The sequence below is a fragment of the Ruminococcus sp. RTP21358st1_G6_RTP21358_211008 genome, from assembly GCF_040908885.1.
GTDB classification, from domain to species: domain Bacteria; phylum Bacillota; class Clostridia; order Lachnospirales; family Lachnospiraceae; genus Blautia_A; species Blautia_A faecis.
The window spans coordinates 54,005-66,441 of the sequence record NZ_JBDGDM010000022.1; the positions used below are offsets into that span (position 1 = coordinate 54,005).

6 protein-coding genes are annotated in these 12,437 nt (G+C 44.6%); 1 reads left to right on the forward strand and 5 read right to left on the reverse strand.

The window, feature by feature from the left end; all coding sequences use genetic code 11:
• Window positions 1–40: 40 nt before the first annotated feature.
• The 3 genes from AB5Z12_RS10470 to AB5Z12_RS10480 form a co-directional block, all read right to left on the reverse strand.
• Window positions 41–1,060, reverse strand: a complete 1,020-nt coding sequence (locus AB5Z12_RS10470; RefSeq protein ID WP_368357194.1) for a U32 family peptidase — start codon at window positions 1,058–1,060, stop codon at window positions 41–43.
• Window positions 1,061–1,159: 99 nt separating this feature from the next.
• Window positions 1,160–2,584 carry a hypothetical protein gene (locus tag AB5Z12_RS10475; RefSeq protein ID WP_368368632.1) on the reverse strand — a complete coding sequence of 475 codons (1,425 nt, stop codon included), beginning with the start codon at window positions 2,582–2,584 and terminating at the stop codon, window positions 1,160–1,162.
• A 164-nt stretch (window positions 2,585–2,748) separates the two neighbouring features.
• Entirely contained in the window at window positions 2,749–4,911 is a 2,163-nt protein-coding gene (locus AB5Z12_RS10480; RefSeq protein WP_173716071.1) for an alpha-galactosidase, read from the reverse strand.
• 170 nt (window positions 4,912–5,081) lie between these two features.
• Between AB5Z12_RS10480 and AB5Z12_RS10485 the strand changes: the two genes are divergently transcribed.
• A complete protein-coding gene (locus tag AB5Z12_RS10485; RefSeq protein ID WP_173716070.1) occupies window positions 5,082–5,921 on the forward strand; it encodes an AraC family transcriptional regulator in 840 nt (279 codons plus the stop codon).
• Window positions 5,922–5,991: 70 nt separating this feature from the next.
• Here the strand turns inward: AB5Z12_RS10485 and AB5Z12_RS10490 are convergent, their stop codons facing one another.
• Both AB5Z12_RS10490 and AB5Z12_RS10495 read right to left on the reverse strand, forming a co-directional pair.
• Complete coding sequence (locus AB5Z12_RS10490) at window positions 5,992–6,807, reverse strand: hypothetical protein (protein ID WP_368357196.1); 816 nt, start codon at window positions 6,805–6,807, stop codon at window positions 5,992–5,994.
• Window positions 6,808–7,103: 296 nt separating this feature from the next.
• The coding region (locus AB5Z12_RS10495) for a Cna B-type domain-containing protein (RefSeq protein WP_368368633.1) at window positions 7,104–12,437 on the reverse strand (5,334 nt) is incomplete at its 5' end.

A 12,437-nucleotide genomic window follows, 5' to 3' on the forward strand; every position in this document is an offset into this window, starting at 1 on the left:
TTCTCAAGGCAGCGCAGGATCCAGATCCTGTGCTGCCTGATTACCGGTAATAGCAATTCCTGCTGCACCCTCTGGGGAAAATCTGCAATTTCAATTTTCGCCGGAATTCCATTTCGTCAGCGGATTCTCTCAATATATTCAACGCCATTCGAAGATTTCGAATATCTTTTTCCATGTAATCCGTATAATTTCCACGGCCAACCAGCTTCAAGTGCGTAATTCCGGCTTGCTTTAACTGATAAAGTGCACATAGACCACAGCCAGTTTCACCGCAAAGATAACCCGCAGAATCATAGGAAAAATCATGTAAACTGTGAAAATCATCAGGAACAAAGCCGTCTGGCAGCAAATGCCCTCCGTTTATTTCCTGATTGAAGATTTCAGGACCGGCATTCCCTGTTTTTAAGGTTCCGATCTGATAGGGCACTTTACAAAGATACCCCATCTCATCGCAATGCAAAGAATTACAAAATGCACCTGTAAACTGGCACATTTCATTCAATACAAAAGCCTCAAATTCCGGGATTCCTTCTGTCCCATCCTTTTTTCCACATTTAGCAACAACCGCTTTCATATCTTCGAATGTATTTTTCCTGTGAAAAATCACACGTTTCAATCCCAGTTTTCCCAATGAAGCCACCATCTGGCTGTTAATTTCTCCACATTCTCCACTGAGATGGATTTCGCAGTTTATACCATTTTCACGTAAATATACCATCAACGCCGGGTCTGCAATAATATAACTGTGAAAACCGATTTTTATACACTGGCTTATAATCCCGGCAATTTCTGGATATTGTTCCGGGATATAATACAGGGAATTGAAGGTAAGATGGACTGGTTTTTCGTACTTTTTCATCATCCCAGACAGGATTTCCAGCTCACTGAATGCACCAAGCTGTACGTTATAACAAAGTACTTCCCTGCGGTTTAAGGGCAGTACCGTTCCGTATTTTTGGGACCAGGAATAAGGAACATAACCACAGAAAAATTCATCTGCACCAGCCTCCGCGAACTTTATATATTCATCTATTGAGCCTAATCCTGCTACTATTTTCATCACTTATCTCCATAAATTCCAGCCTTGAGCAGCCATGTACTTCATCCTGAATAAAATATCGCTTCTGCCTCAACACGGGTATGTCACCTGCCGGCGACATTACCATGCTCTTATTACAACCCGGTCCACACCGTTTTGGATATAATTCTTCAGTATTTCTTCCTCTTTCAATATCCTCATATCAATCCCAAACAACGAATTATACCGCCCTATCATATGCAAATGTTCCGGATACAAAAGTGCATATTCCGCACAATATCCCGGGCATTTTTTTGCAAGCTTTTGTCGTCCTCTCTCGCCAGTTTCACATACTGCACCAAGAGGACAATACTGTGATGTATTGGTCTGATAGAACGGAATATGCAAGCTGTTTTTTCCAGGTGGAATCTTCTGTTCGTAACCGCAGGATTCCCATTCAAAGCGTTGGATTCCATATTCTCTTTCCAGAAAATTACGGTAAAATCCAGCATTCAGGCTGTTCCTCTCAAACCATTTCTGTTCTCCTTTTTTGAACGGAATCCGAGGGTCTTTTCTGCGTTTATTTAACAAAATTCCAAGGCTGGGAATCAGATTCCTTCTGCTTTTTTTTACTAAAGAAGCCATTCCCCAGTCATTTACAACAATCTCTACAGACTGCCTTTTTTCTTCACACCACCGGTTAATTTCATCAAGCAATTCTGTTATATAATCCAGCATATATTCCCGGATATAAGAAAAAACAAGTGTGATTTTCACCTGTTCTGCCGCTGCTTTTTCTATTATTTCAAACAACAATTTACGTTCCGGAAACAGAAGATGACAGAACTGATTTCCAATATAAAGGTGATCCGGTACTCTATGTTCCAGAATAATGTTGCCGCAGATACCGATACATTTTCCGGCATACTTTTTGGAAAATTCTGTCAGGGAACTATTCAAATATTCCTGATACAATTCCGGGCGATCTATCTCCAGCGCCAGTTCCGCAACACCTGATTCAGGCGGTACCTGGCACTTATACCCAGGCTCAAAGCCAGTTCCGTACTGAGAACAATTATCAGTTAAATCTATACGTTTCCCATTATAAGCGGACTCCAATCCATCTGGCGTAAGCTCTCTCCGCCATATTCCCACCTGCTCTTCCAGACTGCCACGCTTGACCTCATCCAGTTCCCCCGGATACCCTGTCAGGCTTTTCGCCAACGCGCTGTCGTCCTCTTCCAGCTTCAGATGAATGTAGTGATTATACTGATAAAGAAGCCTCTGAACCGCCTCCGCATACGCTTTCTGCTTCACCGTCACCTTATATTTCACATAAAATCCGGAGAGTTCTGCGTCCACCATATCAAACCTTTGTATATCGTATTCTGGAATTTCCAATTCACGATAACACCCATTCTTTATGTCATAAAAGCACACCTTCAAAGCTTCTGAATCAGAGATATTTTCTTCTATTGTCCGAAAACAAAATCCACTCTCATCAATTTCTGTAATCCGAACCTCCCGTCCCCCCACAACCCCGGCAAGAAGCCCGAAAGGAATCATTGAAACCATTGCAATCACACCCTGTTCCGTCTACGAATACTGCAAATATATCTCAGAATATATAAAAAAACAATCTTTCCAGTTTATAAACCTTTTCTCCTTTTTTCTTCACAAAAGAATGGTAAAATTAACTTAACGACTATGAAAACATAATCATTGATTTTTCAAACACGCTCCAGTTCTATCTGGTATGCTTCATATTCGCTCACCGCAGCAGGAAGCAGTATTCCAGCCTCCATAAGTGCAGCTCCCGGATATACTTTTCCGGTAGTTTTTTCCCGATAAAAAGCATCCTCTTCCATTCCTTTTAAGGTAACGTATGCTGCCGGCGGATTGGCTTCTGCTGTAAGTCTTATCACACTTACCAGTGCCTTGGATCTGTCATCTGATACCACCATCCAGGCCGCAAAATTATCCTGGAAAGGATTGGAAAGACGGTAATAATCTCCTTCACGGATCAATTCCTGATACTCCCTGTATTGGGCAAGCTGGGCACGGATTTCTGCTTTTTCCTTTGCATTTAAAAGTGCGGGATTCAGTTCATAGCCAAAGGTTCCAGACATAGCTGCAACGCCTCTTGTATGCATACTGGTCACTCTTCCGGTCTGATGGTTTGGCACTGCTGACACATGTGAACCCATTGCTGCTACCGGATAAAAGAAGGAGGTTCCATATTGAATCCGTGTACGATTAATAGCATCTGTGTTGTCACTGCACCAGATCTGAGGCGTATAATACAACATTCCGGCATCAAATCTTCCGCCGCCTCCGCTGCAGCCTTCAATAAGAATATCCGGATAACGGTTCGTAAGTTTTTCCAGGAAATCGTACACCCCAAGAACATAATCATAGGTCACGTTTGGTGCATAAATATCTGCCAGGCTGCGGTTCATATCCCATTTAATGTACTCCACATTCCCCTGATCCAGAACTGCACAGATACGTTTAAATATCTCATCACGTACTTCTTTTCTGGAAAAGTCAAGGACCAGCTGGTTTCTGGAACGAACAGGCTTGCGGCCTGGAATTGTAATTGCCCAGTCCGGATGTTCCCTGTAAAGATCACTGTCCTCACTGACCATTTCAGGCTCAATCCAGATACCGAATTTCACGCCTTCTGCGTTTACTCTTTCGATTAATTTCGTCAGAGTTCCGCCTAATTTTTCCTCGTTCACATACCAGTCGCCGAGAGAAGAATTGTCGTCATTTCGCTTTCCGAACCATCCATCATCCATAACCACCATATCGATTCCAAGCGCTTTTGCCTCCTTTGCAAGCTCTACGATGGTGTCTCCGGTGAAATCAAAATATGCGGCTTCCCAGCTGTTGATCAGGACAGGACGATTTGCATGGACGTATTTTCCCTGGCAGATATGATTCATAATGCAGTGATGGTACTGCTGGGAAAGCCTGGAAAGACCTTTGTTTGTGTAGGATAAAATAACCTCTGGCGCGGTAAATTCAGCTCCGGCTTCCAGGGGATATGCAAACAGTTCATCAGTCAGACCCATCTGGATTCTGGTCTGATCATACTGGTCCTTTTCTGCTTCTACAAGGAAGTTTCCACTGTATACAAACAGCATTCCGTAGCAGCTTCCGCTGTCTTCATTTGTGTTTTTTCCTGCAAGGATTACCCCTGGATTATACTGGTGGCTGGAGGTTCCACGGCGGCTGCCAATTCGGGTGCTTTCATGGGAAACCGGCATTCTTTCCATGTTTCTTTCCATAGCATGTCTGCCATAAAATTTGATCAGATCATAGTCTCCGTGAAGGAAATCCAGGCATGCAGACTGGGCTTTTTTTACTGTTACAGGGGCTTTTCCAGCATTCTTAATTATCACACTTCTGGTGATAATATCTTCTTTTTCCAGTACTCCGTAGAGCAGACGAAGCTCTACTTTTGTAACAGGATCTTCCAGTATAATCTTCAAAGTTTCCGCTTCATTTTCTTCTGCACGGACGAATGGAAGACCTTTCAGAGTGTATTTTCCAGCCGCAATTTCATGTGTTATGTAAACCGGATTGCAGCACTGGGAACCATCTGCATTCTCTATATTTAACGCATAATTTCGGAAATCTCCTGTGCCAAGTGATGGATATTCCTGTGGCAATGCATCCAGAGAATAGGTTCTGTCGCTGCCTGCTGAATTCGGATTTCCAGAAAAGCCACGGTCTCCATAATTCAGAAGATAGTCCATTTCTCCTGCAGTTCTGGCACCATAATACAGGTGCAAAAGGTACCCTTGAGCATCCGCCTGCATCTGATAGGTAGTGTGGGCAGTGGTGAGGGTAAAGATCCGGGTTGTTTCGTTGAAGGTGATTGCCATGAGTGGGGCCTCCTTTTTCTATGATGTGTTAAGTATAGCATACCAAAATCAACACTTAAATAGCTTAATTTTTCTTATTTTATGCCTTTATGATGGTTTTTTATGGTATAATGAAATATATTATCGCATTATGATATATTATCAGCAAATGTAACAGGAGGATTCCGTATATGGATAACAACTTTCACATTTTTCCGAGCGAAACTTTCATTGATCTATGCCTTTACCAATATGGACATGAGAAGTGTACTCCCGGACATTTATTTGGTCCGGCAACGCGGAATCACTATCTTTTTCACTATGTTCTTTCCGGAACAGGCACCCTGATGGCCACGAATTCCAAGGGGCAGAATGTAAATTATCAGGTTCGGAGCGGACAGGGATTTATGATTTTTCCAGGACAGATCACCACTTATGTGGCAGATATTCAGGTACCATGGGAATACGTCTGGGTGGAGTTTGACGGGCTGCGTACCACAGAAATCCTCAACGTTTGTGGCTTTTCCAAGGATGCGCCAGTCTATATGGCCCACTCCAGGGAGGCACGAAAAAAGATGGTGGATGAACTGATTTACATTTCTCAGAATTCAGAGCAATCTCCTTTTCATCTGATGGGACATTTCTATCTTTTTGCGGATCTGCTTGCGCAATCTGTTGCCAGACCGCAGCCTGCCGCCACCAGTAAAATGAGTGATTATTATATAAAAGAGGCAATAAATTATATCGAACAGAACTTCCAGAATGATATTTCTATTGAGGATGTGGCAGCTGTATGCGGTATTAACAGAAGCTATCTGGGACGAATTTTCCGCACCAGCACAGGACGCTCTCCACAGGAATTTCTCATTCATTACCGCATGACAAAAGCGGCGGAATTGCTGAAGCTGACCACATTATCTATAGGAGATATCGGCTCTGCCGTAGGCTACGAAAACGCCCTCCACTTCTCCCGGGCTTTTAAAAATGTGTATGGGGTTTCACCGCGGGCGTGGCGGGAGCAGCATAGATGAAATTTTGATTATACAAAAAGGACTTTCCGATTTCTCAGAAAGTCCTGTATCTGCTTGCGGTTATTGAATTTTAGAAGTTAAATCCTACGGATTTCAGTGTTCCGTCTGCGGACTGTGCGGTTACGTCCTGGGCAACTACGCCAGCTTCTGTCTCCTGGATGTGGAGGGCGCTCTGGGTTTCGTTTTCCTCTGATGCAACATTTTTGAATTCCATATTAATTACGACTGCTTCGTCTGGAACTTCGATCTCAACACCATCTGCGATGAAGGTTACGTCGTAGAAAGTGTACTCGTCGTCTTCTGTTGTTCCAAGGTCTCTGATGGAAGCCTGTTTTGCTTCTTCATATTTCTCACTGCCAGCTTCAAGCTTTACAGCGTTCATTTCAGCGTTTTCTGGAAGAGCTGTCTCATCAAACACTTTTGCAGTGATAATGACTTCTTCGTTCTCGAAACGGAAATCGGAATCTACGGTAGTTTCTACTGCATCTCCAACTTCACCAGTTCCATCGGTAAACTCAGCTGGATCAGCTTCTGCAGAGCTATCTGTGAATCCATCAACAAAAGCGGCTTCCTCTGCAGCTTCTCCGGTCTGGAACTCATCCTGCGCTTCTTCTGCCTGAGGCTCTTCTACCTGAGCTTCCTCGGTCTGTGCAACCTCCGGCTGAGCCTCTGTCTGAGTCTGCTCTGTCTGAACTTCCTCAGTCTGTGCAACTTCCGGCTGAACTTCTTCCACATATACAGCTTCATCACCTGTAGTAAAAGCATCCATCTCTGCAAGTGCCTCCGCATCTGTAAATCCTTCTGCGGAAACTACTGTATATCCTGTCACCAGCATTGTCGCTGAAATCATAACTGCCATTGCTTTTTTTAATGTATTCTTTCTCATAATGGAAACCTCCTGAAATCTATAAAGTCATTCCCAAATGTAATATCCTTTAATTTGACTTCATTATACCAGTAGGGCTGTTTCGTCAACTCTTTCTTCGGGATGTTTTTCCACTTTTCAGGAAAGTTTTTTTACTTTTTTGCAAAACCAGAACCACAGGACTGTTCTGTAGTTTTCCTTAATTGCGCAAAAAGCTAAGGGGCACCTGCAAAAAGGCGATCCGCTTTGTGTGCGGACCGCCTTCATTTGTACTTGCTTTGTTATGGTTCCGATCTGGTCAGAAACCTTGTTTTGCTTTACTGTCTTTTGTTTCTTCTGCGGCGTCTTTCAGTCTCGGCTGCAAGCATTGCGGCTGCAAGAAGAAGCATCAGATAAGTTCCGATCGGGGTATCATCTCCGGTCTTCGGTGATTTGCCACCGCCGTAGCCGCCGGAATGATCTTCGGAGCCACCACTATTTCCACCATCGGAAGAAGGGGTAGGTGTTGGTGTTTCTGTTACTGTGCTTTCTTCCTGGTTGGTGATGACTACTCCTGCTGTCATATTCGTTTCATCAAGTGTAACAGAATCTGCACTTACGGTAACTTTATATCCAAAGCCTTCGGAGCCTGCAATTGGTTTTCCGTTGGAATCAGTTTCCGTTACATACAGGGTTACCTTTGCACCTGACTGGGCAAGACCTACATTGATGGTCTCACTTACTTCATAGCCACCGTCCATATCAAGCTTGATAATGTTCTGCTCAACCTGCTGGGAAAGCTGTGTATGAGCCGCATCATCAAAGATACCTGCATAGAATACCTCGTTGCTGTTTCTGGTGCCTCCATCTGCGCCGAGAACCTTCTTGGTAATTGTCAGCTGACCCTGTTTGTAGAATCCATCTGGCGGGAAGCTGCTGAACACATTTTCGAAGGAAACGGTTGTTGTTCCATTGACTTCGGTTACTGTTGTGGAGTTACCATTGCCAAATACAGCTTCATAGACGGTTCCATCTGCAAGAGCGCCGATCGTCTGAGAAATTCCATCCTGTGTACACTCTGCAATGTAGTATGTCTTGCCTGCCTTAATATTCTCTGAGAATACTACGGTGGAAGCATCTGCATTCTTGAACACAAGAGCTTTCACATCGGAAACTCTCTGTGTGCACTCTTTGTCAGAATACAGGGCTACATAGAAGGTCTGATCTCTTGCTGCCAGACTTTCACCAATATAGGTAAGTTTCTTGGTTACTGCAATAGATGCTGAGGTTGCCAGTTTATCCTGTACAAGTAAAACACCATCCTTGGAAACAGCTGTTGTTTTTTCTGCATCTACTGTTCCGTCTTCTTTCAGAACAAACGTAGTGTCGCTTGTAAGTAAATATCCGTCTGGCGCTACAGTCTCACGAAGAGTGTAAGTCTTACCGGTTTTCAGTTTCTCGATAACATGAGCTTCCTTGGTGGAATCCCACTCGTCTACCACGTTTCCGTCCTGATCAATGATCTGGATGTGAGCACCTTCCAGTTCTTCTCCGTCGGAAATATCTACTTTGCTTACTTTTACAGAAGTTCTGCTGTCTTCTACCAGGAGGGTTCCATTATCTGATATGGTTGTTGTGGTAGTATCTTTGTTAACGGTTCCATCCTCTTTCAGGGTAAAGGTGGTATCGCTGGTCAAAGTATATCCCTCTGGTGCTACCGTCTCGCGAAGGGTATAGGTTTCGCCAGGCTTCAGGCCAGTTACTTCGTGAGCTTCCCATGTGGAATCCCACTCTTCTACGACATTTCCATCCTTGTCGATCACCTGGATATGAGCACCTGCCAGTTCTTTCTGGTCGGTGATGTCTACCTTGCTGATCTTCACGGAGGTAATGGTGTTGGTAATGATAAAGCCTTCTTCTGCATTTCCTGTTACTGCGGAAATGTAACCAGCTGCTTTTCCAGTCTCTTCTACGGTGTAGGCAATGTCCTTACCGGCTTTCTTCTGGTCAAGGTCAGACCATGTGTAGGTCCAGTTGTTCTCTGCATTCAGGGTAATTTCCTCGCCTCTGTTCACACCGTCCGCTTTCAGCTGTACTTTGATTGCGCCTGGTCTGTGATTATCGCGGTTATTGTTGTCACCCCATGCCTTGGTAACGGTTACGCTGGTCTTGCCAGGTGCGTAGCTGTTGGTGATATCGTAACCGCTGATTTCCGTTGTGTAATCCGGAACAGCATCCTCGGTTACGGTGTAAACAATTTCTTCTCCTGCTTCATATTTCGGCAGGTCCGTAAACTTGTAAGTCCAGCTGCCAGCCTCATCAGCTTTCACAGTCTGGCTGTCTTTCTCGATTCCATTTGCAAGAAGTCTTACGGTAATGCTTTCCGGACGTTTACCATCCTGATCCTCTGCATCGTTCCAGGTCTTGGTTCCGCTGATCTCGGTTGTTTCTGGTTTATAACTGTTGATGAAGTTGTTTCCATCCATCTCGGTGGTATAACCTTCAACTGCATCCTCGGTTACGGTGTAAACGATTTCCTTGCCATTTGCAAATTTCGGCAGATTGGTGAAGCTGTAAGCCCAGTTACCAAGTGCATCTGCTTTTACAGTCTTGTTCTCAATCTGTTTGCCATCTGCAAAAAGATTGATGATAATGCTCTCCGGACGTTTGCCATCCTGATTGTCCGCGTCATCCCAGGTTTTGGTTCCGCTAAGGGAAGTAACCGCTGTGGTATGAGTATTAGTCAGGGTTGTAACGGTTCCGTCGGTGCTGTTATCGGTCAGTTCGTATCCATCTGGAAGATCTTTCTCTGCCCAGGTATACTCGATTGCTTTTCCGTTAGCTTTCTCCGGAAGACCGGTTATGGTCTCAGTCCAGTTGTTGGCTGCCTTCAGAGTTGCTGTTGTTTCTGTTTCCTTGCCATTTGCAAGAAGGGTTACGGTGATGCTCTCCGGACGGATTCCATCCTGGTTATCTGCATCAGCCCACAGCTTGGTAATGGTTGCACTGGTCTGGCCTGGGGTGTAGCTGTTGATGATGTTGTAGCCATCATAGGTTGTGGTGTAGTCCTCTACCGGGGTCTCGCTTACGGTGTAGGTAATTTCCTCGCCATTTGCGAACTTCGGAAGGTCAGTGAAGCTGTAGGCCCAGCTGCCATCCTCGCTTGGAGTTACCGTCTGGCTGTTCACTTCTTCTCCATTTGCAAGAAGTTTCACAGTAATGCTCTCTGGGCGTTTGCCATCCTGATCGTCTGCATCATCCCAGGTCTTGGTTCCGCTGATCTCGGTTGTTTCTGGTTTATAACTGTTGATGAAGTTGTTTCCATCCATCTCGGTGGTATAACCTTCAACTGCATCCTCGGTTACGGTGTAAACGATTTCCTTGCCATTTGCAAATTTCGGCAGATTGGTGAAGCTGTAAGCCCAGTTACCAAGTGCATCTGCTTTTACAGTCTTGTTCTCAATCTGTTTGCCATCTGCAAAAAGATTGATGATAATGCTCTCCGGACGTTTGCCATCCTGATTGTCCGCGTCATCCCAGGTTTTGGTTCCGCTAAGGGAAGTAACCGCTGTGGTATGAGTATTAGTCAGGGTTGTAACGGTTCCGTCGGTGCTGTTATCGGTCAGTTCGTATCCATCTGGAAGATCTTTCTCTGCCCAGGTATACTCGATTGCTTTTCCGTTAGCTTTCTCCGGAAGACCGGTTATGGTCTCAGTCCAGTTGTTGGCTGCCTTCAGAGTTGCTGTTGTTTCTGTTTCCTTGCCATTTGCAAGAAGGGTTACGGTGATGCTCTCCGGACGGATTCCATCCTGGTTATCTGCATCAGCCCACAGCTTGGTAATGGTTGCACTGGTCTGGCCTGGGGTGTAGCTGTTGATGATGTTGTAGCCATCATAGGTTGTGGTGTAGTCCTCTACCGGGGTCTCGCTTACGGTGTAGGTAATTTCCTCGCCATTTGCGAACTTCGGAAGGTCAGTGAAGCTGTAGGCCCAGCTGCCATCCTCGCTTGGAGTTACCGTCTGGCTGTTCACTTCTTCTCCATTTGCAAGAAGTTTCACAGTAATGCTCTCTGGGCGTTTGCCATCCTGATCGTCTGCATCATCCCAGGTCTTGGTTCCGCTAATCTCGGTGGTTTCTGGTACATGAGTGTTGATGAAGTTGTTTCCAACCTTCTCGGTGGTGTAGCCAGCAACTGCATCCTCGGTTACGGTGTAAGTAATTTTTCCATTCTCATTGTACTCTGGAAGTTTCTCAAATTTATAATTCCAATTTCCATTTCCATCAGGAGTTACCTTCTGATCTTTAACTTTCTCACCATTTGCAAAAAGGTTTACGGTAATGCTTGTTGGACGTATTCCATCCTGGTCATTATTATCATTCCAGGTCTTGGTTCCAGCAATCTCGATTTCTCCTACATAAGTATTCGTGAAATCAATGGAATCTACTTTCTCACCATTTTTCTTAATAACCTTGCTTACATTCAAGGTTCCATTTCCGGCATCTGTCACAGTTACCTCTACTGTGTAAACAGTTCCGTCATAAGTAACAGTTCCATCACTTCCCTTAACTTCTGATACTGTATAAGTATGAGTACCAACGTCTGCAAGTGTGTAATTAATTGTGGTAAAGTTCACACTTCCGTCAGCTTCGTTAGGAATTGTCTCAAGAACCTTTGTATTCTCAGCAGTCAGTTCTTTCAGCTCAAAGCTAAATGCATCAGCTGCAAGAGTTTTATTCTTAAGCTCCTTATTTGCTTCCAATGTGAGACTTCCGGCAGCATTATAAGTATTGGTAAATACGGTTCCACCTTCAGACTCTGTTCTGGTGATGGCAAGCTTGCCGTCACTGCCTTCTGCTACAGTTACTGTTACGGTACGGGTTGCGTTTGGATCGTTGGTTACGCCCTCTCCGCTTCCGCTTTCGGTAATTGTATAGGTATAGGTATTTCCAACATCTGCAAGGCTGTACTTGATAGTTCCAAAGGTCAATGACTGTCTGTTTCCACTTGTTGCAGTTGTTGTTACACTTGTTTCTGCCGGCATTGGAGCAGTTTCAGAATCTGCTGTCAGGTTGAATGTCCATGCATCTCCAGCCTTAAATTCACGACCGCTTAATACCTTGGTTACACCAAGTGTAGTTTCACCTTCCGCATATTTATTGGTGAAAGTTAAACCATTTTTGGCATCTTCTATCTGCTCAACCTTAAGTGTTCCATCTCCGTTGTCTGTAACGATAACTTTCACAGTTCTTGCTGTGTTCGGATCGTTTTCTACGTTGGTTATATTTCCAGACTCGGTAATTGTGTAAACGTAGGTTCCAACATCTTTAAGTGTGTAGTTAATCTTTCCAAAATTAAGAGTTTCGCTGTTTCCACTGGTTGCACTTGTGGTAACGACTGGATGTTCCGGCATCGGGGCAGTTGTCGGAGATGCTGTTACTGTGAATGTCCAGTTATCACCAGACTGGAAAGAACGTCCAGTCAGGGTCTTGGTTGCGGTGAGGGTTGTGGAGCCGGTTGCCTTATAGGTGTTGGTAAAATTCAGCTCATCCACTTTCCGATCTGCACTTGCTACCAGTTTTCCTTTTCCGTCATCCGTTACGGTTACCGTGATCTTGTATTCAGTTGCATCATAGGTGATTCCCTCTACGGTTGTTCCTTTTCCCTGCTCGCT

What these genes read in the sequence shown, in the direction of transcription:
- AB5Z12_RS10470 (WP_368357194.1), bottom strand. Translation starts at nt 1,060, where the DNA reads ATGAAAATAGTAGCAGGATTAGGCTCAATAGATGAATATATAAAGTTC.
- AB5Z12_RS10475 (WP_368368632.1), bottom strand. Translation starts at nt 2,584, where the DNA reads ATGATTCCTTTCGGGCTTCTTGCCGGGGTTGTGGGGGGACGGGAGGTT.
- AB5Z12_RS10480 (WP_173716071.1), bottom strand. Translation starts at nt 4,911, where the DNA reads ATGGCAATCACCTTCAACGAAACAACCCGGATCTTTACCCTCACCACT.
- AB5Z12_RS10485 (WP_173716070.1), top strand. Translation starts at nt 5,082, where the DNA reads ATGGATAACAACTTTCACATTTTTCCGAGCGAAACTTTCATTGATCTA.
- AB5Z12_RS10490 (WP_368357196.1), bottom strand. Translation starts at nt 6,807, where the DNA reads ATGAGAAAGAATACATTAAAAAAAGCAATGGCAGTTATGATTTCAGCG.